Source organism: Streptomyces litchfieldiae, from assembly GCF_031845365.1.
GTDB lineage: Bacteria > Actinomycetota > Actinomycetes > Streptomycetales > Streptomycetaceae > Streptomyces > Streptomyces litchfieldiae.
On record NZ_JAVREL010000004.1, the window covers coordinates 304,966 to 327,160 of the forward strand.

23 protein-coding genes are annotated in these 22,195 nt (G+C 71.0%); 3 read left to right on the forward strand and 20 right to left on the reverse strand.

Annotated features, from left to right (window positions below):
• Nucleotides 1-23: 23 nt before the first annotated feature.
• The 16 genes from RM590_RS10110 to clpS all read right to left on the reverse strand — a co-directional run bounded on the left by RM590_RS10110 (nucleotide 24) and on the right by clpS (nucleotide 14,341).
• On the reverse strand, nucleotides 24-2,147 hold the full coding sequence (locus tag RM590_RS10110) for a beta-galactosidase (protein WP_311704092.1): 2,124 nt from the start codon (nucleotides 2,145-2,147) through the stop codon (nucleotides 24-26).
• A gap of 17 nt (nucleotides 2,148-2,164) precedes the next feature.
• Nucleotides 2,165-3,028 (reverse strand): carbohydrate ABC transporter permease, encoded by an 864-nt coding sequence (locus RM590_RS10115; protein ID WP_311704093.1) that lies wholly within the window; start codon nucleotides 3,026-3,028, stop codon nucleotides 2,165-2,167.
• On the reverse strand, nucleotides 3,025-3,921 hold the full coding sequence (locus RM590_RS10120; RefSeq protein ID WP_311704094.1) for a carbohydrate ABC transporter permease: 897 nt from the start codon (nucleotides 3,919-3,921) through the stop codon (nucleotides 3,025-3,027). The genes RM590_RS10115 and RM590_RS10120 overlap by 4 nt, the downstream gene beginning before the upstream one ends.
• Nucleotides 3,922-3,931: 10 nt before the next feature.
• Entirely contained in the window at nucleotides 3,932-5,296 is a 1,365-nt protein-coding gene (locus RM590_RS10125) for an ABC transporter substrate-binding protein (protein WP_311704095.1), read from the reverse strand.
• Nucleotides 5,293-6,366 carry a LacI family DNA-binding transcriptional regulator gene (locus tag RM590_RS10130; protein ID WP_311704096.1) on the reverse strand — a complete coding sequence of 358 codons (1,074 nt, stop codon included), beginning with the start codon at nucleotides 6,364-6,366 and terminating at the stop codon, nucleotides 5,293-5,295. The genes RM590_RS10125 and RM590_RS10130 overlap by 4 nt, the downstream gene beginning before the upstream one ends.
• Before the next feature lie 142 nt (nucleotides 6,367-6,508).
• On the reverse strand, nucleotides 6,509-6,880 hold the full coding sequence (locus tag RM590_RS10135; RefSeq protein WP_311704097.1) for a hypothetical protein: 372 nt from the start codon (nucleotides 6,878-6,880) through the stop codon (nucleotides 6,509-6,511).
• Nucleotides 6,881-6,908: 28 nt separating this feature from the next.
• The gene (gene rph, locus RM590_RS10140; RefSeq protein ID WP_311704098.1) at nucleotides 6,909-7,637 is read right to left on the reverse strand and encodes a ribonuclease PH; all 729 of its coding nucleotides are present in this window, start codon (nucleotides 7,635-7,637) and stop codon (nucleotides 6,909-6,911) included.
• Nucleotides 7,638-7,669: 32 nt separating this feature from the next.
• Complete coding sequence (locus RM590_RS10145) at nucleotides 7,670-8,425, reverse strand: MBL fold metallo-hydrolase (protein ID WP_311704099.1); 756 nt, start codon at nucleotides 8,423-8,425, stop codon at nucleotides 7,670-7,672.
• A gap of 169 nt (nucleotides 8,426-8,594) precedes the next feature.
• On the reverse strand, nucleotides 8,595-9,791 hold the full coding sequence (gene rodA, locus RM590_RS10150; RefSeq protein WP_311704100.1) for a rod shape-determining protein RodA: 1,197 nt from the start codon (nucleotides 9,789-9,791) through the stop codon (nucleotides 8,595-8,597).
• An 89-nt stretch (nucleotides 9,792-9,880) separates the two neighbouring features.
• On the reverse strand, nucleotides 9,881-10,831 hold the full coding sequence (locus RM590_RS10155; protein ID WP_311704101.1) for a PLP-dependent cysteine synthase family protein: 951 nt from the start codon (nucleotides 10,829-10,831) through the stop codon (nucleotides 9,881-9,883).
• On the reverse strand, nucleotides 10,831-11,109 hold the full coding sequence (locus RM590_RS10160) for a MoaD/ThiS family protein (protein WP_311704102.1): 279 nt from the start codon (nucleotides 11,107-11,109) through the stop codon (nucleotides 10,831-10,833). Before RM590_RS10160 ends, RM590_RS10155 begins: the two co-directional genes overlap by 1 nt.
• A 55-nt stretch (nucleotides 11,110-11,164) precedes the next feature.
• Entirely contained in the window at nucleotides 11,165-11,275 is a 111-nt protein-coding gene (locus RM590_RS10165; protein ID WP_311704103.1) for a putative leader peptide, read from the reverse strand.
• Between the two features lie 65 nt (nucleotides 11,276-11,340).
• Nucleotides 11,341-11,763, reverse strand: coding sequence for a M67 family metallopeptidase (locus RM590_RS10170; RefSeq protein WP_311704104.1), 423 nt, complete (start codon nucleotides 11,761-11,763; stop codon nucleotides 11,341-11,343).
• Between the two features lie 28 nt (nucleotides 11,764-11,791).
• Nucleotides 11,792-13,366: an alanine/glycine:cation symporter family protein gene (locus tag RM590_RS10175; protein ID WP_311704105.1), complete on the reverse strand. Its 1,575-nt coding sequence runs from the start codon at nucleotides 13,364-13,366 to the stop codon at nucleotides 11,792-11,794.
• Between the two features lie 55 nt (nucleotides 13,367-13,421).
• Nucleotides 13,422-14,030: a DUF2017 domain-containing protein gene (locus RM590_RS10180; RefSeq protein ID WP_311704106.1), complete on the reverse strand. Its 609-nt coding sequence runs from the start codon at nucleotides 14,028-14,030 to the stop codon at nucleotides 13,422-13,424.
• Entirely contained in the window at nucleotides 14,030-14,341 is a 312-nt protein-coding gene (gene clpS / locus RM590_RS10185; RefSeq protein ID WP_311704108.1) for an ATP-dependent Clp protease adapter ClpS, read from the reverse strand. The genes RM590_RS10180 and clpS overlap by 1 nt, the downstream gene beginning before the upstream one ends.
• 116 nt (nucleotides 14,342-14,457) lie before the next feature.
• On the opposite strand from clpS, the gene RM590_RS10190 reads away from it, so the two are divergent.
• Together RM590_RS10190 and RM590_RS10195 are read left to right on the forward strand one after the other, a co-directional pair.
• Complete coding sequence (locus tag RM590_RS10190; protein WP_311704190.1) at nucleotides 14,458-15,798, forward strand: nicotinate phosphoribosyltransferase; 1,341 nt, start codon at nucleotides 14,458-14,460, stop codon at nucleotides 15,796-15,798.
• Between the two features lie 51 nt (nucleotides 15,799-15,849).
• A complete protein-coding gene (locus RM590_RS10195; RefSeq protein WP_311704110.1) occupies nucleotides 15,850-16,440 on the forward strand; it encodes an isochorismatase family protein in 591 nt (196 codons plus the stop codon).
• A 17-nt stretch (nucleotides 16,441-16,457) separates the two neighbouring features.
• Here the strand turns inward: RM590_RS10195 and RM590_RS10200 are convergent, their stop codons facing one another.
• Both RM590_RS10200 and RM590_RS10205 read right to left on the reverse strand, forming a co-directional pair.
• Complete coding sequence (locus RM590_RS10200; RefSeq protein WP_311704111.1) at nucleotides 16,458-16,772, reverse strand: hypothetical protein; 315 nt, start codon at nucleotides 16,770-16,772, stop codon at nucleotides 16,458-16,460.
• 173 nt (nucleotides 16,773-16,945) lie between these two features.
• On the reverse strand, nucleotides 16,946-19,288 hold the full coding sequence (locus RM590_RS10205) for an immune inhibitor A domain-containing protein (protein WP_311704112.1): 2,343 nt from the start codon (nucleotides 19,286-19,288) through the stop codon (nucleotides 16,946-16,948).
• Between the two features lie 315 nt (nucleotides 19,289-19,603).
• Here RM590_RS10205 and RM590_RS10210 point away from each other — a divergent pair, with 315 nt between their 5' ends.
• A complete protein-coding gene (locus RM590_RS10210) occupies nucleotides 19,604-19,849 on the forward strand; it encodes a hypothetical protein (protein ID WP_311704113.1) in 246 nt (81 codons plus the stop codon).
• A gap of 22 nt (nucleotides 19,850-19,871) precedes the next feature.
• Here RM590_RS10210 and RM590_RS10215 read toward each other — a convergent pair whose 3' ends face one another.
• Nucleotides 19,872-20,471 carry an RDD family protein gene (locus tag RM590_RS10215; protein ID WP_311704114.1) on the reverse strand — a complete coding sequence of 200 codons (600 nt, stop codon included), beginning with the start codon at nucleotides 20,469-20,471 and terminating at the stop codon, nucleotides 19,872-19,874.
• A 76-nt stretch (nucleotides 20,472-20,547) separates the two neighbouring features.
• Nucleotides 20,548-22,131 carry an RDD family protein gene (locus RM590_RS10220; RefSeq protein ID WP_311704115.1) on the reverse strand — a complete coding sequence of 528 codons (1,584 nt, stop codon included), beginning with the start codon at nucleotides 22,129-22,131 and terminating at the stop codon, nucleotides 20,548-20,550.
• Nucleotides 22,132-22,195 lie beyond the last annotated feature (64 nt).

Sequence of the window (22,195 nt, forward strand, 5' to 3'; positions counted from 1 at the left end):
ACGCCTCAGCCCTCGCCCGCCCGTCAGGCCCGCTCCGCCAGGACGCGGACGTCCCAGGGGCCGAGGGTCAGCCGCTCGCCGGCCGCCAGCTCCTCGCCGGAGAGCACGTCGGTGACCGCGGCGGGCAGCGGGAAGGTGCTGGGCAGCCAGGCCCAGTTGTGGACGAAGCGCAGCCGCGTGCCGTCCTGCGCGGTGGCGCCGGTGACGGTCTGGCTGTCGGCCGCCGGGCGCCAACCCTCTCCCCCGGACTCCGTCTGGGAGGTACCCCCATCACCGGCCGGGGCGCACCAGCGCAGCACCGCGGCGGCCAGCGCCGGGTCGGGCACCGTGCCGACGTAGGTGACACGCCCGGCGTGGTGGCGGCGGGTGGTGACGGCCGGCCACCGGCTGAAGTGCGGGTGCTCGTAGACCGCGAGGGTCTCCGCGTCGGCGGGTTTGAGGCCGTCGATCCACCGCGTGGCGCGGGTGTCCTCGGGGAGTTCCAGCGGGGATCCGGCCGGGGCCAGCACGGGCAGCGGCGCCTCGATCGTGGAGAACTCGTCGTAGGACAGCCCGGCGGCCTCGGTGAGGAACGCGGGCTTGGTCTCCAGCCGGGCGCGGACCTCCTCGTCGCCGTAGCCGGTGTGGATGCCGAGCACCAGGTGGCCGCCGGCCGCCGCGTACGCCTCCAGCCACCGCAACTGGTCGTCGTCGGCCACCAGCAGCCCGGCCGCGACCAGCAGCGGCTGCCGGGCGGCGAACTCGGCGGGGTCGCCGGCGAAGAGCTGCCCGGGGTGCAGGATGCGGGACTGGAGCCCCGCGTCGAAGGCGCCGCGGCAGAAGGCGTCGAACACCGCCCGGTAGGAGCCGCGGTCGGGGCTGCCGTCGGGGTGGTGGAGCATGGGCGCGCCCTCCAGCGCCCACTTGGTGTCATGGGAGTGGACGAGCGCCACGTCGGCGTCCGGCGTCAGCCCGGCGACGAGCTCCCCGGCGCGCGCGAACTCCCCGCCCAGTTCGGCTATTTGCTCGTAGACGCGGCCGGGCTCCAGGCTGTGCGGGAGGATGCCGCCCCAGTACGTCTCGGTGCCGTAGTGCAGGGTGTGCCAGTGCCAGTACTCGATCATGGTGGCGCCGCGGGAGACCATGGCCCAGGCGACCTGCCGCCACTGGCCGTCGTAGGCGGGCTCGTTGACCCAGGGGCCGCCGATCGCCTGGGCGTTGGTCTCGGTGACGAGGTACGGCTCCTGGCGGGAGGCGTACATCCGGTCGGCGGTGGCGTAGAGGGACCAGGTGCCGTGGGTGGTCCAGCTCTGCTCGGCGGTGTTGGTGTCGGGCAGAGCGAGGGAGTCCTGCATCCGGTAGTAGGGGTTGCCGGCGGTGATGTCGAGGCGGCGGGTGAGGTCGTCGTCCTTGACGGTGGGGCGTTCGTAGGAGATGCAGGTCGTGACGAACTGGTCGGGGCGGGCGTACTCGCGCACGATGTCGGCCTGCCAGCCGATGAAGTCGGTGGTGAGCCCGGCCTGGAAGCGGCGCCAGGCCAGGTCGTACTGGGGCTGGCCGTTGGCGTCGGGGGTCCACAGGTCGGCCCAGGTGGACAGGCGGTGCGACCAGTAGGTGAGCCCCCAGCGCTCGTTGATCTCCTCGACCGAGCCGTAGGTGCGGCGCAGGTGGTCGACGAAGCGCTGGAAGACGCCGTGGTTGAAGAAGATCTCGTTGCCCGGCTCGTTGTCGACCTGGTAGCCGATGACGGCCGGGTGGTCGGCGTAGTGGGCGACGATCTTGCGGATGACGCGTTCGGCGTGGAAGAGGAACGCGGGGTTGGTGTAGTCGATCTCCTGCCGGATGCCCCAGCCCATGGGCTGGCCGGTGCGGCGCTCGGCGTTGATCTCGGGGTGGGCGCGGGCCAGCCAGGGCGGCACGGCGTAGGTGGGGGTGCCCAGGATCACGGAGATGCCGCGCTCGTGGGCGCCGTCCAGGACCGGGCGCAGCCAGTCGAGGTCGAAGACGCCGTCCTCGGGCTCCCAGGTGGACCAGACGGATTCACCGACCCGGATCACGCTGAAGTGGGCCTCGCGCATGAGGTCGAGGTCCTTCTCCAGCCGCGGGACGGGCTGGTACTCGTGGTAGTAGGCCGCGCCGAAGAGGACCTGGCGGGGGAGGTAGCGCATGGGTGTCGGTTGTCCTTTCAGCCCTTGACGGCGCCGGTGGAGAGACCTTCCAGGAGCTGCTTGCGCAGCAGCAGGAAGACGAGGATGGTCGGCACGGAGGCGAGCACCGCGCCGGGCAGCACCAGGTCGAACGAGCGGTTCTCGGCCTTGAAGAGGATGTTGAGGCCGAGCGGAACGGTGTAGTTGTCGGTCTCGGAGATGAGCACCAGCGGCCACAGGAAGTGGTTGTAGCTCTGGAGGAACTGCCAGACGGCGAGCGCCCCGAGCGGCGGTCGCAGCAGCGGCAGCACGACGCGCAGGAAGATGCCGAATTCGGTGGCGCCGTCGATGCGGGCCGCCTCCAGGATTTCGTCCGGGATCGACTGGATGATGTATTGCTGCATCATGAAGATGCCGAACGCGGGCGCCACCCAGGGCACGATCAGGGCGAACCAGGGATTGGACAGCCCGGATTTCACGATCAGCACGAACAGCGGGACGAGGATCACCGCGAACGGCACCGACAGCGAGCTGAACATCACCGAGAACAGCAGGCGTTTCCCGGCGAACCGGTATTTGGCGAAGGCGAATCCGGCCAGGGCGCAGACGAAGACGGCGATGGCGGTGGCGATCAGCGCGGTGGTCACGCTGATGAAGAACCAGTTCCAGAACGGCTCGCCGTCCAGCAGATTGCGGAAGTTGTCGAGGGTGGCGGGGGACGGAATGAGCTTCGGCGGGTATTCGAAGATGTCGCCGCGCAGCTTGAACGAGCCGCTGACGGCCCAGATCATCGGCGCGATGAAGACGAGCAGCAGCACGGACAGGGTGGCGTAGAGCGCTATCCGGCCCGGTATCGAGCCCTGCCGCCGGGGGCGGTTCGCGGGCGGGGTCGCCGCGGTCATGAGGTCCTCCCGATGGACAGCAGCCGGTTCAGGACCTGGCTGATCCCGAAGACGATGACGAACAGGACGAGTCCGGCTGCGGCGGCGTAGCCGAACTGCTGGCGGTCGAAGGCCGCGCGGTAGACGAACATGGCCACCGACAGCGTTTCCTCGCCCGGCCCGCCGCCGGTGATGAGGAACGGCTCGTCGAAGATCTGGGCGGCGCCGATGAACGAGGTGACGACGATGAACGCGGTCACCGGCCGGATGCCGGGCAGCGTCACCGCGGTGAACGTGCGCCACATGCCGGCGCCGTCGAGCTGGGCGGCCTCGTAGCGCTCCTTGGGCACGGCCTGGAGACCGGCCAGGAAGAAGATGGTGAGGTAGCCGACCCAGCGCCAGAGCATCACGAAGCCGACGGAGACCTTGGCCAGGGTGGGGTCGCCCAGCCAGTTGGTGTTCCCGGCGCCGAAGAGGGCGCGCAGCACCGAGTTGAGCAGGCCGTAGTCGCGGTCCAGCAGCAGGCTGTAGACCAGGGCGATCACGATGGGCGAGAGCACCATGGGGATGAAGAAGGTGACCCGGAACAGGTCGCGGGCGCGCAGTCCCTTGGTGTTGAGCGCCTGGGCGATGAGCAGCGCGGCGGGCACCACGACGAAGATGCTGATGAGGACGTAGATCAGCGAGTTGCCGAGGGCCTTGTGGAAGCTGGTGTCCCGGGCGAGGTCGGCGAAGTTGTCCAGGCCGACGAACTCGGGTGTGCCGAGGCCGACCCAGTCGGTCATGGACAGGTAGATGCCGGCCCCGATCGGGACGATCATGAACAGGGCGTACAGGATGTAGAAGGGGGCGATGAACGCGTAGGGCGCGAGTTGCCGGCGCTTGCCGTCCGGACGGGCCGAGAGGGAGGTCATCGGGGGTCCTTTACGAGCGGGACGAGCGGGTCTGGCCGCGGAAGTCCTCGGCGGCGCGGGCCAGCGCCTCGCGCGGCGAGAGGTCTCCGTTGTAGGCCCGGAGCAGGTAGCCGCTGAGCACCGTGTCGAGGATCGGCTTGTCGGCGCTGAGGTAGAAGACGGGGGCCTCGTCGATGACGTCCCGGTAGACCTCGAACATCCGCTGGCCGCCGCAGTACTGGTCCTCGATGCCGAGGAGCTGGGGGTCCTCGAAGACGGACCGCAGGGTCGGCAGATAGCCCAGGTCGAGGTAGCGGCGCACCTGTTCCTCGGGGGTGAGGTAGGCGGCCTTGATCAGCTCGACGCCGGCGAGGGTGTTCTCCTTGCCGCGCAGCGCGGCGAACCCGGTGCCGCCGGTGAACGAGGTGCGGCCCCCGCCGCCGGGGAACGCGGGCAGCGGCCGGATCCGCCACTCCCCCTCGTGCTCGGGGACGTTGGGCACCAGGCCGTAGATCTTGTACCAGGTCGCCATCCACTGGCCGATGAGCTGGCCGGACTTGAGCGCTGCCTGCATCGAGGGCCCGAAGTAGTCGGAGACGGTGGCGACATAGCCCTCCTGCACACCGCGGACCAGGAACGCCAGCGTCTCCTCCGCCTCGGGGGACTCGATGGCGATGGTGCCGTCCTCGTTGAACAGCCGTCCGCCGCGCTGCATCAGCAGCATGTCGAACCCCTGGACGACCTGGCCGAGTTCGCTGCCGACGGTGACCGCGCCGAGGCACACGTCGTGCTGCCGGCGGACGGCGGCGGCGGCCTCGGCCAGCTCGTCCCAGGTGCCGAGGTCGGTGGGCAGGCCGACCCGGTCGAACTCGGTCTCGCGGTAGTAGTAGACGACCAGCGGCGAGTCGGAGTCCAGCGCGTAGAGGTTGTCGTCCTTGGTGAACGGGGCGGTGCGCGAGGGGAGCAGGTCGTCCCGCACATCGGCGACGGCGTCGTTCAGTGGCTGGAGCAGCTCGGCGGCGAGGTCGCCGCGCAGCAGCCGGGGGAACGCGCCGATCTCCAGGCCGGCCACGTCGGGGGTGCCGCGGCCGGCGATGGCCTGGGCGATGGTCTTGGTCACGATGTCGGTGGCGCCGGTGCGAGTGTCGTTCAGGGTCCAGCGGAACGGGCCGGTGCCCGCGGCCATCGCGTTGTCGGCGGCGACCTGGAAGAAGTCGACATACGCCTGGTCGTGGGTCCAGAAGGCCAGATCGACGCTCCCGGAGGTCAGCGGCTCGGCGTCCGCGGTCCGGGCGCAGCCGCTCAGCGCGCCGCCGAGCAGGCCGGCCGCGCCCAGGCCGCCGCCCATGCGGAGCAGTTGGCGGCGGGATATGTCGGGTGGTTGTCGTCGGATCATCGTCGTTCCTCGCTTGCTCGGCTTGCTTGCGTCGTCCGACCGGGTGGGGCGGCGGTGCTGGCGCGCACCACCAGTTCCGTGGGGATCCGCGCCCCGGGGGTGGGGCCCGGGGAGCCGTCGATGGCCGAGATGAGCCGTCGCATGCCCTGCCGGGCCATCTCGGCGAAGTCCTGTCTGAGGGTGGAGAGCGGAACGGAGAGGTAGGCGGCCTCCGGGATGTCGTCGAAACCGATGACGCTGATGTCGTCGGGCACGCGCCGGCCGGCGCGTTCGATGGCGTGGAGCACGCCGATGGCCATCTGGTCGTTCGCGACGAACAGCGCGGTCGGCGGCCGTTCGCCCGTCTCGTCGAGCAGCTCGCGGGCGGCCCGGAAGCCGGAGGCGGCGCTCCAGTCGCCGTGCCGGACGGGCGTCTCGGCGACGCCGGCGGCTCGCAGGGCGTCCCGCCAGCCCCGGATCCGCTGCGCGGTGACGGGCCAGCCGGGGGGTCCGGCGATGTGGTGCACGGTCCGGTGGCCGAGGCCCAGCAGGTACGCGGTGGCCTGGCGCGCGCCGCCGACGTCGTCGTTGCCCACCACGACCACGCGGTCCCCGGCGGGGGTGCTGGGGAACGGGTCCTCGGGGTAGCGCATGAGGAGCAGGGGAAGGCCGGCGGGCACCAGGGTGGCCGGGTCGACCAGGCCGACCGGGGAGGAGACGGCGATGCCGTCGACGCCCTGCCGCAGCAGGTGGCGGACCGAGTGCTCGGCCTCGGCCTCGTCGTCCGCGTCGGCGTGGACGATGCTCACGAAGTACCCGGCGGCGCGGGCGGCGTGCTCCAGGTCGCGCAGCAGGGAGGCCGGCCCGAAGTAGGAGATGCGGGTGGTGACGATGCCGATGCGCCGGGACCGGCGGGTGACCAGGGCGCGGGCGGTCTCGTCGGGCTGGAAGCCGAGCCGTTCTATCTCGCGCAGAACGCGCTCCCGCAGGGCCGGGCTGACATGCGGTTCGCCGTTGACGACGCGGGAGACGGTCTTCTGCGAGACCCCCGCGCTGCGGGCGACATCCGCCATCGAGACCCGTCCCGTCACCACCAGCTCCCTTGCCAGTCACAGCCGGTTGACAACGCAGTCAACCGAAGTGCGGACACGCTAAGGAGGCGTTTGGCGGCGCGTCAAGGGTTTGGTTCGAAATTCTGGGAGCCGTCCGTGATTACGAACGACCGGCCCGAGGTCAGGGAGAGCAGACGTCGGTCAGCGAGGCGGCCGCGTCGCCCAGCGGTGTGAGATCGACCTCGGTGCCGTCCACGACGCCGCCGCGGATGCTCTCCACCGCCTCCTCCACGGAGTTCGCCGCGTCCCGGACGTCCTCGTCGTCAACGCTGTCCCGCAACTCGCTCAGGTCGTCGACCACCGCGTCCGCGGCGTCCACGATGGCGGTCGGGTCGTCGCTCCCCGCTGCCTGCTCCAGGTGCTCGACGCTGCTCGCCACCTCCAGCGCGAGGCGGGCGCAGTCCACCGCCTGCTGAAGGTCGCAGCCCGTCGTGACCCCCGCGGACACCATGGTGAGCACCGCCGCCGACGCGGCGAACTTCGCTGACTTCACCGTTTCCTCCCCTGTTCTCCCCTCATGCCTACCCGCCCGCGAGGGCGGCACGCTGCGCCTCGTCGAGCCGCGCGCAGCCGGCCACCGCGAGGTCGAGCAGCGCGTCGAGCTCGGCCCGGGCGAACGGCTTGCCCTCCGCGGTGCCCTGAACCTCGACGAAGTTGCCGTCGCCGGTGCAGACGACGTTCATGTCGGTCTCGGCGCGCACGTCCTCCTCGTAGGCCAGGTCGAGCATGGGCACGCCGTCGATGATGCCGACGCTGACGGCGGAGACGGCGCCGGTCAGCGGCTGTGCCCGGGGCCGGATGAGCTTCTGCCGCTGCCCCCAGGCGACGGCGTCGGCGAGCGCGACGAACGCGCCGGTGATGGCGGCGGTCCGGGTGCCGCCGTCGGCCTGGAGCACGTCGCAGTCGAGCACCACGGTGTTCTCGCCCAGCGCCTTGAAGTCGATGACGGCGCGCAGCGAACGGCCGATGAGCCGGGAGATCTCGTGCGTCCGGCCGCCGATCTTGCCACGCACGGACTCGCGGTCGCCCCGGGTGTTGGTGGCGCGCGGCAGCATCGCGTACTCGCTCGTCACCCACCCCTCGCCCCCGCCGCGCCGCCAGCGCGGCACGCCCTCGGTCACACTCGCGGTGCACAGCACCCGGGTGTCCCCGAACGAGACGAGGACGGAGCCTTCGGCGTGCTTGCTCCAGCCGCGTTCGATGGTGACAGGACGGAGCTGGTCGGCCGCGCGGCCGTCGATACGAGACATGCCAGCGAGCCTAGCCCGTCGGCGGAGGGGGTTTATATGTCGTAGACCGCACCCGGGCGGGCCAGTTCGACCGCGCCGCCGAAGACCGCCTTCGCGTCGCACAGGTTCACCTGGGCGTCCGTCCACGGCGGGATGTGGGTGAGCACGAGCCGCTCCGCCTCCGCCGCGCGGGCGCACTCCCCGGCCTGCCGGCCGTTGAGATGCACCTCGGGCAGGTCCTCCTTGCCATGGGTGAACGACGCCTCGCACAGGAACAGGTCCGCGTTCCGGGCCAGCGAGGCCAGGCTGTCGCACCGCCCGCTGTCGCCGGAGTAGCAGAACGCCCGCCCCTCGTGCTCCACGCGGAAGCCGAACGTCTCCACCGGGTGCGTGACCCGCCGGGTCGTCACCCGCAGCGGGCCGAGTTCGAGAACGCCCCCGTCACTCAGCGTGCGGAAGTCGAACACCTCGCTCATCGACTTCTCCGAGGGGGTGTCGGCGTAGGCCGTCGTCAGCCGCCGCTCGGTCCCCTCGGGCCCGTACACGGGGACCTGGTCGCACCGGCCGCCCTCGTGGCGGTAGTAGCGGGCCACGAAGTAGCCGCACATGTCGATGCAGTGGTCGGGGTGCAGGTGGCTGATCGCGATGGCGTCGATGTCGTACAGCCCGCAGTACTTTTGCAGCTCGCCGAGGGCGCCATTGCCCATGTCAAGGAGCAGCCGGTAGCCCTCGGCCTCGATGAGGTAGCTGGAGCAGGCCGAGTCCGCGGACGGGAAGGATCCCGAGCAGCCGACGACGGTGAGCTTCATGAAAGGGGGAACCTCCGTAGTGGGGTTCGAACGACTGTAAGACGCAACTGCCCGGCCTGCTCCTTGTGCGGCCCGGGTTGTGGGCGGAATCACCAGCGCGGGCGACGGCCCCCGGCCGGGTCCGGGCACCCGCCCGACCGGCACGGGATCGCGCCCGATCGCCGTCCGGTCACATCCTGCTGCGAGACCGAATGCGGATGGCCAGCAGAAGACCAACGGCGATCCACATGGCGAACATCGACGAACCGCCGTACGACAGGAACGGCAGCGGAAGCCCGGTGACCGGCATGATCCCCAGCGCCATCCCCATGTTCTGGAAGCTCTGGAACGCGACCCACGTCACAATCCCGACGGCCACGATCGTTCCGTACACATCCGGCGCGTGGGCCGCGATCCGGCAGCCGCGCCACAGCACCACGCCGATCAGCAGGACCACCAGGCCCGCGCCGAGGAAGCCCAGCTCCTCGCCGACGACCGTGAAGATGAAGTCGGTGTGCTGCTCGGGCACGAACTGACCGGTCGTCTGGCTGCCGTGGAACAGCCCCTGTCCGGTCAGGCCGCCCGAACCGATCGCGATCCGGGCCTGGTTGGTGTTGTAGCCGACACCGGCCGGGTCCAGCGCCGGGTTCGCGAACGCGGCGAACCGGTTGATCTGGTACTCGTCCAGCAGCCCGATCTGCCACACCGTCAGCGCCCCCACCAGGCCGAGCGCCATCAGCCCCAGGATCCAGCGGCGGCCGGTGCCGGACGCGAGCAGCGCGCCCAGCGCGATCGCCGCGATCACCATCGTCTGCCCGACGTCCGGCATCAGCATGATCAGCACGGTGGGAATGGCGGCCAGCAGCAGCGCCTGGACCACCGAGCGGCCGTCCGGACGCTGGCGCCCGTCGCTCTCCAGCGGCGCGGCGAGCAGCGTGGCCATGGCCAGCAGGACGCCGACCTTCACCAGTTCGGAGGGCTGGAACGCGAAGCCGCCGCCGAGCTGGATCCAGCTTCGGGAGCCGTTGACCGTGGAGCCCAGCGGGCTGAGGACCAGCAGGCACAGCAGCACGGACAGCGCGTACAGCACGGGCACGGCGGTGCGCAGCCGGATGTGGCCGAGCCAGACGGTCAGCGCGGCGAGCCCCGCCCCGATGGCCACGTTGAAGAAGTGGCGCACCAGGAAGTACTCCGGCTCACCTTGGTTGAGATCGGTGCGCCCCCGGGTCGCGGAGTACACCAGCAGGGTGCCCATCAGCGACAGGGTCACGGCGGAGGTGAGGAGCGGCCAGTCCAGCCGCCGGGCCAGGGAGTCCCGGGCGGTGATCCTGGTCCAGACGGTCTGCTCGGCACCCGACGGGAAACGGGAGTAGCTGCGCACGGTCACGCGACCGCACTTTACGTGCCCGCGCGGCGACGGTGCGTGAGGCCGACCGGCCCCGGAACGGGTCGGGGCCGGGTCGGCTCAAGCGGAGGTCAGGCCCAGAGCTGACCGTGCAGGCGGGCGACCGCCTCCTCCGTGGAGGCGGCGGTGTAGATGCCGGTGGACAGGTACTTCCAGCCGCCGTCGGCGACGACGAACACGATGTCCGCGCTCTCGCCCGCCGCGAGCGCCTTGCGGCCCACGCCGATGGCGGCGTGCAGCGCGGCCCCGGTGGAGACGCCCGCGAAGATGCCCTCCTGCGCGAGGAGTTCACGGGTACGGGCGACGGCGTCGGCGGAGCCGACCGAGTAGCGGGTGGTGAGCACGGACTCGTCGTAGAGTTCGGGGACGAAGCCCTCGTCCAGGTTCCGCAGGCCGTAGACCAGGTCGTCGTAACGCGGCTCGGCGGCGACGATCCGCACCTCGGGGCGGTGCTCGCGCAGATAGCGCCCGACGCCCATCAGCGTGCCGGTGGTGCCCAGGCCCGCCACGAAGTGCGTGACCGACGGCAGGTCGTTCAGGATCTCCGGCCCGGTGGTGGCGTAGTGGGCGCCGGCGTTGTCCGGGTTCCCGTACTGGTACAGCATCACCCAGTCGGGGTGCTCGGCGGACAGCTCCTTGGCCACCCGCACCGCTGTGTTCGAACCGCCGGCGGCGGGCGAGGAGATGATCTCCGCGCCCCACATGGCCAGCAGCTCGCGCCGCTCGGAGGAGGTGTTCTCGGGCATCACGCAGACGATGCGGTAGCCCTTGAGCCGGGCGGCCATCGCCAGCGAGATCCCGGTGTTGCCCGAGGTGGGCTCCAGGATCGTGCAGCCGGGGGTGAGGCGGCCGTCCTTCTCCGCCTGCTCGATCATGAACAGCGCGGGGCGGTCCTTGACCGAGCCGGTCGGATTGCGGTCCTCCAGCTTGGCCCAGATCCGCACGGACTCGGCCGGGGACAGGCGCGGCAGCCGCACCAGCGGAGTGTTGCCGACGGCCGCCAGCGGGGAGTCGAAGCGCATCAGCGCATGCCCCCGGCGACGGCCGGGAGGATGGTGACGCTGTCACCATCCGAGAGCCTGGTCGCGATGCCGTCCAGGAACCGGACGTCCTCGTCGTTCAGGTAGACGTTGACGAAGCGGCGCAGCTCCTCGCCCTCCACCAGGCGGTCCTTGATGCCCGGGTGGTGGGCGTCCAGGTCCGCGAACAGCGCGGCGATCGTGTCCCCGCTGCCCTGCACGGCCTTCTGGCCGTCGGTGTAGCTGCGGAGGATGGTCGGGATGCGGACCTCGATGGCCATCGGGACTCCAGGATGAGGACAGGCGGATGGTGCGTAACGGACTGCGGCGAGGCGATCAGCGAGCCGCTGGACACGCGGCGCTGGCGAGGCGGCACAGATCGACGTGCAGGCGCGCCACGAGCAGGGGTCCGCTCGGTCGTTCGTCGCTCACGTCGTGGAGAACCATGGATTCATCGTATCGATTCCCGGCCGCCGCGCCCGGGGGTCGTTCATCATCCGGACGTTCCCGTCTCAGACGACGGTGACGTCCTCCTCCGTGATCTTGTCATCGGCGATCAGGAACGACCGGAAGGAGACCGGTCCTTCGCCGTTTCCGCACTCGGCGGTGGAGACCAGCACCCAGTGGATGCGCGGGTCGTTCGCGTTGCCGTAGGAGACGTCGGTACGCGAGGGGTACGCCTCGGTGGCGGTGTGCGAGTGGTAGATGACCACGATCTCCTCGTCGTCGTCGTCCAGCCGCCGGTAGAGGTCCCGCAGTTCGTAGGAGTCGAAGCGGAAGAACGTGGGCGACCTGGCCTCGTTCAGCATCGGGACGAAGCGCTCGGGCCGGCCGCTGCCCACCGGCCCGGTGATCACCCCGCAGGCCTCGTCGGGGTGATCGGCCCGGGCGTGGGCGACGATCTTGTCGTGCAGCTCCTGGGAGATGGTCAGCATGCAGCCAGCGTAAATCCGGCGCCTCGCGTTACTTCGCCAGGGTGATGGACTCCGCGGCCTCGGCGGCGGCCTCGTCGGCGTCGATCTGCTCCTCGGAGTCGCCGGCGTCCCGGCGGCGGACGTAGGCCAGCACCTTCCGCAGCTCCTTCTTCACCACGGGGGCGAGCAGGTAGAGGCCGATGATGTTGCACACGGCGGCCATGAACAGGAACGCGTCGGCCAGGTCCACCAGGGTGCCCAGGGTCAGCAGCGTGCCGGCGACGATCATCAGGCAGAACAGCGCCTTGTAGATCGTGTCGGTGACGCGGCCGGTGCCGAAGAGGTGGTGCCACGCCTTCTGGCCGTAGTAGCCCCAGGTGATGATCGTGGAGAACGCGAACAGGAAGACCGCGAAGGTCAGCACCCCGGGGAACCAGGGCAGCGCCGTCTCGAAGGCGTCCGAGGTGATGGAGATGCCCACGGTGGTGCCGCTGACGTCCCCGCCCGCGGCGGCGGTGTCCCGGGCTTCCTCGTAGGCCGGGCCGGCCGCGACGACGATGGTCAGCGCGGTCATGGTGCAGATGAGGACGGTGTCCAGGAACGGCTCGATGAGCGCGACCAGGCCCTCGGTGGCGGGGCGCTTGGTCTTGACGGCCGAGTGGGCGATCGGCGCCGAGCCGACCCCGGCCTCGTTGGAGAACGCGGCCCGCTGGAAGCCGATGATCAACGCGCCGATCAGGCCGCCGGTGACGCCCTCGGGCCGGAACGCCTCGCCGACGATCGTGCCGATCGCGTCGGGCACGTCGCCGGCGTTGAACAGGATCACCATCAGGCACGCGGTCACGTAGAGGATCGCCATGGCGGGCACCAGCCGGCTGGTGACCTGGCCGATGGCCCGGATGCCGCCGATCAGGACCGCGGCGGCCAGCACGGCGACCAGACCGCCGAACAGCAGGGCGCCGCCGGAGGAGTCGAAGAAGCCGGTGTGGTCCTCGGTGACGGTGGCGAGCTGCTCCAGGCTCTGGTTGACCTGGAAGAGGTTGCCGCCGAAGAAGGCGAAGAAGAGGATCATGACCGCGGACAGCAGCGACAGGACCTTGCCCAGGCCCGGCAGGCCGCGCTCGGCGAGGCCCTTGCGCAGGTAGTACATGGGGCCGCCGGAGACCCGGCCGTTCTCGTCGATCTCCCGGTACTTCACGCCCAGCGTGCACTCGACGAACTTGGTCGCCATGCCGAGCAGGCCGCACAGGATCATCCAGAACGTGGCGCCCGGCCCGCCGATGGAGACGGCGATGGCCACGCCCGCGATGTTGCCGAGTCCCACGGTGCCGGAGACGGCCGAGGTCAGGGCCTGGAAGTGGGTCACCTCGCCCGGCGCGTCCGGCTGCTCGTACCGGCCGCGCACCAGCCGCAGCGCGACGCGCAGGTACCGGAACTGGATGAAGCCGAAGTAGCCCGTGAATATGAGGCCGGCCAGCACCAGCCAGCCCACAATGAGCGGGAAATCGCTGTCGAAGACCCGGACGTCGTAGAAGACGATGTCCGTCAGGAAATCACGGACGGGCTCGAATACGTCATTGACCGCCTCATCGACCTCATCGGTCCAGGACTCGCCGTTCGCCATGACGTGACCTCATGCTGTGGGGGACAGGAATGACCAGTCTTCCTATCACATGAGATCACGGGAGCAGCGTTTCTACTAGAGATTCCTGGAGGCCACCGAGCCAGAAATAGGCCATGACCATTGGTTTGTTCGGGTCATCATCGGGTAGGTCGAACAGCTTCTCGGTGCCGTCGTCGTCCGTGATGTCCAGCCTGGTGGCGATGGCCAGCCGGAGATCGTTCAGCGCGCCGAGCCACCGCCGGGACTCCTCGGGCTTGAGCGTCAGCACCGCGCCGCCGGCGCCCGCCGCGCCGGCCTCGGCGTGGATGGAGTCCAGGCCGGTGACGAGGGCGAGCAGGTCCTCGCGCTTGCGCGCCCGCAGATCCCCCTCGGTGAACCGGCGGAACTCGGCCGACAACCGCCGGGTCTCCTCGTCGACCGGCTTACCGGGCTCGCCGTAGGCGTCGGGGAACAGCCGCGCCAGCGCGGGGTCGTCCGGCGGCTCACTGGGGCCCTCGGCGAACAGCGCGTCCAGCGGATCCTCACCCTCGGCGACGCCGCCGTCCGGGCCGATCAGTTCGAGCAATTGGGTGGCGAGACTGCGCAGAATCGAGATCTCCACCTCGTCCAGCGCGATCGCCGCGCCACCGTCGGGCCCGCCGGCCGGCTCGAAGTACCCGGCCATCAGCGGTCCTGCTGAAGCGTCGCCCAGAGCCCGTATCCGTGCATGGCCTGCACGTCCCGTTCCATTTCTTCACGACTACCCTGCGAAACAATCGCACGGCCCTTGTGGTGGACGTCCAGCATGAGCTTCTTGGCCTTGTCCTTCGGATAGCCGAAATACGTCTGGAACACATAGGTCACATAACTCATGAGATTCACCGGATCGTTGTGCACGACCGTGACCCATGGGACGTCCGGCGCCGCCTCCCGGGCCGGTGCCTGCTCCGACTCCGTGCGTTCGATCTCCATGGGGATGGCACTCACGTCTCCCATGCTGCCACCAACCCCGCCCCGGGGCCCAAACGGCCCGGCCGAAGGCCGTGCGCACCGCGCCGCGCCAGATATCGTCAAACTGACGAGATACGGGGTAGGGTGACGGCATGGACGTCATGGACGAAGCGCGGTCGGGCCTGCCCGTGATGGTGCCCTCCACCGCGCTCTTCACCGACCAGTACGAGCTGACCATGCTCCGGGCCGCCCTGCGGGCGGGCACGGCCCACCGCCGTTCGGCCTTCGAGGTCTTCACCCGCCGCCTCCCCGAGGGCCGCCGCTACGGCGTGGTGGCCGGCACCGGGCGGGTCCTGGACGCGGTGGAGAACTTCCGCTTCGAACCGGAGATCCTCGACTTCCTGGACGAGCGCGGCATCATCGACGGGCCGACGCGCGACTGGCTGGCGGACTACCGCTTCACCGGCGACATCCACGGCTATCCCGAGGGCGAGGTGTACTTCCCCGGCTCGCCGATCATGACCGTCGAGGGCACCTTCGGCGAGTGCGTGCTGCTGGAGACGGTGATCCTGTCGATCCTCAACCACGACTCGGCGGTGGCCGCCGCCGCCTCCCGGATGGCCGTCGCGGCCCAGGACCGCCCGCTGATCGAGATGGGCGCCCGGCGCACCCACGAGCTGAGCGCCGTCGCCGCCGCGCGGGCCGCGTACATCGGGGGCTTCTCGTCCACCTCGGACCTGGCCGCCGGGTTCCGCTACGGCATTCCGACCGTGGGCACCAGCGCCCACGCGTTCACGCTGCTGCACGACTCGGAGCGGAAGGCGTTCACCGCCCAGGTGGAGTCGCTGGGCGCGGGCACCACGCTGCTGGTGGACACGTACGACGTCACCGAGGCCGTTCGCACGGCGGTGGAGGTGGCCGGCCCCGACCTGGGCGCGGTCCGCATCGACTCCGGCGACCTGCTGGTCGTCGCGCACCGGGTGCGCCAGCAGCTCGACGAGCTCGGCGCCCGGGACGCCCGCATCGTCGTCACCAGCGACCTGGACGAGTACGCCATCGCCTCGCTCGCCGCGGCGCCCGTGGACGCCTATGGCGTGGGCACCCGGCTGGTCACCGGCAGCGGGCACCCGACGTGCTCGATGGTCTACAAGCTGGTCGCCCGCGCCTCGGACGAGGGGCCGGACACGCCCATGGTCCCCGTCGCCAAGAAGTCGCTGGGCGGCAAGCTGTCGGTCGCCGGCGTCAAGTGGGCCGCCCGCCGGCCGGACCGGTACGGGGTGGCCGAGGCCGAGGTGGTCGGCACCGGCCCGGTGCCCGAGGAGCTGGCCGACCGGCAGATCGCCGTGCCCCTCATGCGCGGCGGCCGGACCCTCGCCCGGGAACGGCTCGACGTCGCCCGCGACCGGCACGTCCGCGCCCGCGCGGGGCTCCCGCTGTCGGCCACCCAGCTCTCTCGCGGCGAGCCGGTTCTGCCAACGCGCTACACGGGCACGGCGGCGTAACTAAGCTCGGCCACAGCCCACCCACCGACCGTTCCGAAAGGGTGTCCGCTCATGCATCGCGCACTGATCGTCGTCGATGTGCAGAACGACTTCTGCGAGGGAGGCAGCCTCGCGGTCCCCGGAGGCGCGGACGTGGCCGCCGCCATCACCGACCTGATCGGCGCGGCGACCCCGGCGTACCGGCACGTGGTGGCCACGCGCGACCACCACATCGCCCCGGGTGACCACTTCTCGGAGAACCCGGACTTCGCCCACTCCTGGCCGGCGCACTGTGTGGCGGGCACGGAGGGCGTCGGCTTCCACCCGAACTTCGCCCCGGCCGTCTCCTCCGGCGCCGTGGACGCCTGCTTCGACAAGGGCGCCTACGCCGCGGCCTACAGCGGCTTCGAGGGCAGCGACGAGGCGGGCACCAGCCTGGCCGACTGGCTGCGGGCCCGCGATGTGAGCGCCGTGGACGTGGTCGGCATCGCCACCGACCACTGCGTGAAGGCCACCGCGCTGGACGCCGTGGCCACCGGCCTGACGACCCGGGTGCTGCTGAGCCTGACCGCCGGCGTGGCCCAGGACTCGGTGGACGCCGCCCTGCGCGACATGGCGGCGGCCGGGGTGGAGCTCACCGGGGAGCCGGTGATCGCGGCTTAGCAGGGCACCCAGGGGGCTCAGGCCACCCTCGGGCGGCACAGCAGGCGCCGCATGGGGTGCCAGCTCTCGGTGGCGATCTCCGGCGTCGAGCGCCAGACGACGCCGTCCGGGTGGTGCAGCACGGCCGAGATCTCGTCCGGGGTGGGCGGCGCGGCGTTCCCCCGCAGGTAGACCGAGCGCAGCCCCAGGTTCCGCAGCCGGGTCAGGGCGCGCGGCCGGTTCGCCGCGTGGACCAGCACGCGGACGGCGCTCCCGGGTGCGCCGGGGTGGGGCAGGGCGAGCGCGACGACGACACTGCCGTCGGGCAGCCGGACGAAGCCTCCTTCGGCCATGAGTCACCTTCCATCGACTCCGGACTTCTCGGAAACGGACTCCGCCATCCTTACGCCATCGGCCGCCGCCCGTCGAGGGGCGGCGGCCGAGACGTACGCTGACCTGCGGTTTTTTTTAAAGGATCACGGCACACTCCGTCAGATATCGACGGAGTGTGACCGTATCGACACCGTCACCGTGCGCTCGGGCCGACCTGAACCGTCATCGGCCGGGTCGGGTTCCCCGGCTGGTGCACGATCGAGATCCGGGTGTTGGTGTCGGGCACCATGACGCTGTTCCCGGGGTTGGACTCGTCCCAGTAGGAACCGCGGTGGTCGTCGAAGGCCCGCTGACCGCGCTGGGCGGGCAGTTCGGTGGGCACGCCCTCCTTGTGCAGGGTCAGTTCGGCCGTGGGCGCCCCGCTGAACGTCGCGTCCCGGGTCTGGATGCGGTTGCGCATCAGTGTCCCGTCCGCCCAGTGTTCGGCCTCCGCGTGGGCGTCCACCGGCAGGATGAGCCCCTCACCCGGGTGCTGGCTGACGTCGTTGTCCGACTGCGAGGTGTCCCACAGCCACACGAGCATGCCGTTCTGGTAGGAGAAGTGCTCGACCCAGTCCGGGCGTTCGGTGGCCCAGCCGAAGTTGTACGGGCCGGTGCGCAGCGTCCGGTCGAAGCCCACGTACTGCCGGTTCTCGATGACGTAGTACTGCGGGTAGTCGTCGGTGATGGAGCCGCCGACGACGCTGAAGCCGTCCACCTCCCAATCGCCCTCGCCGCTCTCGGCGTTGTCCGAGAAGACGACCTCGCCGTCTGCGGTGATGGTGAGGGCGTCGGCGGTGAAGCCGGTCAACGCCAGTGAGCCGTCCGTCTGGTAACGGAACCGCAGCTCAACCTGCTGGCCCGCGTAGGCGTCCAGCGGGAACGACAGCGCCGCGTCGCCGTCCGACTCACCGGTCAGCGCCGGGCGGTCGGCCGAGTCGCGGGGCAGCGCATCGCCGTTGGCGGTGCCGTCCAGCGCGGTCCAGGTGGCGCCGCCGTCCGAGGACGCCTCGACGTAGAGGTAGTCGAAGTCCTCCTCGATGCTCCACCAGCCGGTCAGGTCGAGCGAGGCGGTGGTCGCCGAGGTGAGATCCACGCTCCGGGTCAGGGTGTTGCTCAGGTCGTCGCCCGAGCCGCTCCACCACTGGGCCGCGCCCTCGGCGGGCTGGTGGATCTCGGTGGTGACCGTCTTCTCCGGCAGCTCGACGATCAGGCCCTGGGCCGCCCGGTTGCGCTCGCCCTCGGGGTAGGTGAGGGCGGACGGGCCGAGTTCGTGGGTCGACCGCGTGGCGGCCTGCGCCACCTCGTAGTCCAGCCAGCCCAGTTGGAGCTTCTCCCAGGGGCCCATGTCGTTGGGCAGGGCGCCGATGGTGCCGTCGCCGGGGCCGAGCCAGGAACCGGAGGACATCGCCGACCAGAAGCCGGTGCCGTTCTCGCCGCCCTGGGTGTCGTACAGGTCCGGCAGCCCGAGGTCATGGGCGAACTCGTGGGCGAAGACGCCGACTCCGCCGTTCTCCGGCTGGATGGTGTAGTCGCCCACCCACAGCCCGGTGTCCGCGATCTGTGTGCCGCCGACCGGGTTGTACTCCGGCCCGGACTGGCCGATCCGGTCGGCGAACGCGTACCAGCGGTGGGCCCAGATGGCGTCCTCGCCCTGCGCGCCGCCGCCGGCCGACTCGTCCTCGCCCGCGTGCACGATCTGGAAGTGGTCCAGATAGCCGTCGGGCTCGTTGAAGTCGCCGTCGCCGTCGTAGTCGTAGCGGTCCTGGATGTCGTACTCGGCCAGCGTGGCGGCCAGTTCCTCCGGCGTCGCGCCGGCCGCGAGCTGGTCGTCGTACCAGGCGTTCACGCCGTCGGTGACCACGTCCCAGACCGAGCGGCAGACGTTGGAACCGCAGGCGTTGTTGCCGTAGCGGGCCTCGTTGTAGTCCACCCGGACCCAGTCGCTGACATAACCGTCCACGGAGTAGCGGCCCGAGGACTGGCTCTCGAAGTACTGCTTGACCGAGGGGACGTCCGGGTCCTCCGAGTAGTAGACGTCCTCGTAGTACTGGCGGTCGAAATCCTCCTGCCAGATGGTGGTGTTGTCCCGCGAACGGTCCGGCTCGGGAATTTGGTTCACCAGCGGGCCGGGATCCCCGCCGAACTCCGGGTCTATCGTGTCGCCGAATTCCACCAGCACGGTGAAGATCTGGTCCGTGCCCGTGGTGGCGACCTCGACGAACTCCCCGTCGCTCAGCTCCACCACCTCCGAGCCGCCGACGGCGCGCGTGCTCGCCCGGCCCGAGATCAGCTCCTGCTGGGCCTGCTGCGTCTGCGCCTCCCGCTTCTCGGCGAGCGGGTTCTCCAGATGCGGCGAGGCGCCGAACGCCCGGACGTCCCGCGGCGCTTCGGCCGGGTCCGCCGGGGGCTGCGCCGCAGCCGCGCCGGCCGGGGCCAGTACCGCCGCGCCGATGGCGGCGATGACCGTCGCGACAGCGGCAGTTGTCGATCTCATGGATCGTTTTCCTGTATTCACGTGTTGCCTGTCCTCCCCTGCGCACGCAGTGATGTGACGGGACGCATTTGACATGAGTGAGACAGAAAAAGACAGCCCTTGCTTCGCCGGACCGGGCTCAACTACGGTCGTTCACTGGTCTGCCGGGGCATGAACCCGTGCGCCCCCCGTGCTTCCACCGCGCAGGTAAGGTCAGGCTTACCAGCCCCTCCGCACGGGCATCGAGGGCCGTAGAACCGTTCGAGAGGGGCACCCTCGTGCCTTCCCCATCTCGCGGACGGCGCAAGCACCTTGAACAAGGACGGAAGCACCGACATGCCGCACCTGACCCCCGTGCAGATCGCCTGCGGTTCGGCCACGGTCATCCCCATCACCTTCGTACTGCTCCTCCTGGCACCGACCGGATCGGCCCTCGCCGTGACGGTCATCGCCGTCGTCGCGCTGCTGCTCGGCGCGGCCGTCGCGGTGACGGCCCAGGCCCGGCGCGCCGCCCGGCGCCGCCCGGCCGAGCCGGTGCCGCACCCCCGTACCGCGCCCGAACGGCAAGGGGTGCAGGTCTGAACGCCCTTCGGGGCAGGGGACATCAGGCGGCGGAGACCACCACGGTCTTCGCCGCCTTGTCGTGCAGGCACTGGCGGTAGGGCTTGTCCCAGGTGCAGAACAGCGCGTTGACCACCCAGAAGAGAAAGCCCACACAGGGCACGAGCTGCGGCAGCGAGTAGACCGCGGCGCGCATCCAGGCGGGGGCGCCGCGCGGCACGGCGCCGTTGTCCAGCATCCCGACCCGCACGCGCATCAGCATCTTGCCCAGGGTCTGGCCCCGGGCGCTGAGCATCAGGCCCTCATAGACGAAATAGACCAGCAGCACGATCGTCTGCTGGCCATAACCGCCGTTCCCGCCGTTCCCGTCGTAGTTCCAGTCGCCCATCAGGGGCCACAGGAGGAGCGTCACCGGGATGCCGACGATCAGCGCGTCGACGATGCGGGCGACCAGGCGGCGGCCGAGCGGGGCGAGCGGCGGCATCCCGGCCAGCGGATCGACGGCGCCGCGCGCGTCGCCGTACGGATTGGCGCCGTAGGTATCGCCGGGCGGCGGCGCCTTCGGCAGCCCGGGCTCGTCGGCGGGGAAGGGGCCCTTTTCCGGCCCGTCGCCGGGGCCGGGGGGTGGCTGCTCGGTGCTCATGACCGCCAGTCAAACCCGATCCCGGGCACCCCGCATCCCGGCGAGGACGAACGGGCCCCTCCCTGCGCCGACCGGGTCAGGACGGCGGCGCGGGCGCCTTGCTGGTGGCGACGAACGTACCGGCCGCCTTGTCGTGCCAGCACTGCCGCCAGGGCCGGTCGCGCAGGCACCACAGCACATTGACGATGCCGACGACGACCACCGCCAGGAAGTTGTACACCAGCCAGCGCAGCATCGCGGCGCCGAACGACGGCTTCTCCTGGTTCGCCACGTCCTCCACGCGCAGGCCGAACAGCGCCTTGCCCAGCGTGCGGCCCCACAGCGCGACCGGCAGCGCCTCGAACAGCAGGGCGACCCCGAGGAACACCCCGATGACCGTGGCGAGATACCCGCCGGTGGTGCCGTCGATGAGCCAGATCGTCTCGGTGACACCGGCCCGTTCGGCCGCCTCCACCTGCTCGTCGATGTGGTCCTGCGCGTCGCCGAGCAGCGGCGCGCCGACCACGGCCGCCGCGCCGACGGAGAACAGCGAGTCCACGATGCGCGCCATCAGCCGCCGCCCGAGGCTGGCCGGGTACGACTGCGTCGGCTCGAACCGACGGACCATCGTGAGCGCTTCGCCCTGGTGCGACTGGAGGAACGGCGAAGCCTGCGGGGCCTGCTGTCCGGGCTGGCCCGGCTGCTGCGGATAGCCGTACCCGCCCTGCGCGGGCGGCACGGCCCCCGGCTGGGGCTGATGCGGCACCGGCTGCTGAGGCTGCTGCTGGTGCGGATAGCCGTAGCCGGGCGGCGGGCTCTGCTGCGGCGCGGCCTGTGGCGGAACGCCCTGCGGGGGCCCGGCCTGGGGAGGTCCGGCCTGGGGAGGTCCGCCCTGCGGCGGCAGGGACGGCGGCAGCGACTGGCCGGGCCCGCCCTGGGGCTGCCCCGGGCGCGGCTGACCGGCCGGCGGCTGCTGCTGTGCCTGCGGCGGCTGCTGCTGACCCTGCGGCGACTGCCGCGCGATGTCGCGCACCTGCCGCTCCCAGGACCCGCCCGCCGCGGCGCCCGCGCCGGCCGCCGCGATGTCGGAACGCCGCAGCGTGGTCGTCTGCTCCTTGGGGTCCGGCTCCTGCTGCCGCGGCGGCTCGGGCCGGCCCGGCGGCGTCGGGGAACCCTCGGCCGGCGTGACCCGGAACTGCCCGCGCGGATCGACCCGGCCGGCCGCGGCCACCGGGGAGGTGCTGACGTCCTCGTCCGAGGCCCAGGTGACCCGCTGGTCACCGCTCACCCCGGCCTGCCCACCGGAATCCGGGCGCCAGGCGTCGCCGGTGGGGGCGACCTCGCCCCGGCGGCGCACCTCGGGCAGCGCGTCACCGCCGCCGGACTGCCCGCCCGAACCCGAGGACCCCGGACTCGATTCGTCCTCGTCGAAGAAGAACGGCTGCGTCTCGCCCTGGCGAGCCGCCGGCACGGCCGGTCCGGGGGCCGGGGGCGACGCCACCGCGCCGGACGGTGGCGTGGGCACCGGCTCGCCCTCCCGCGGCTCCGGGCGACTGCTGCCGGGCACCCAGGAGGTGCCGTTCCAGTACCGGATGTAGCCGGGAATGGACGGGTCCGGATACCAGTTGGGCCCCGGCCCGCCGCTACCTGAGGGCGGGGAGCCTGCGGGTGGGGAGCTCATATGGGTCCGAATCTCCTCGTCCGTGCAGTGCTGCGTCTCTTCGAGGTAAGCATGTTACGTCGCC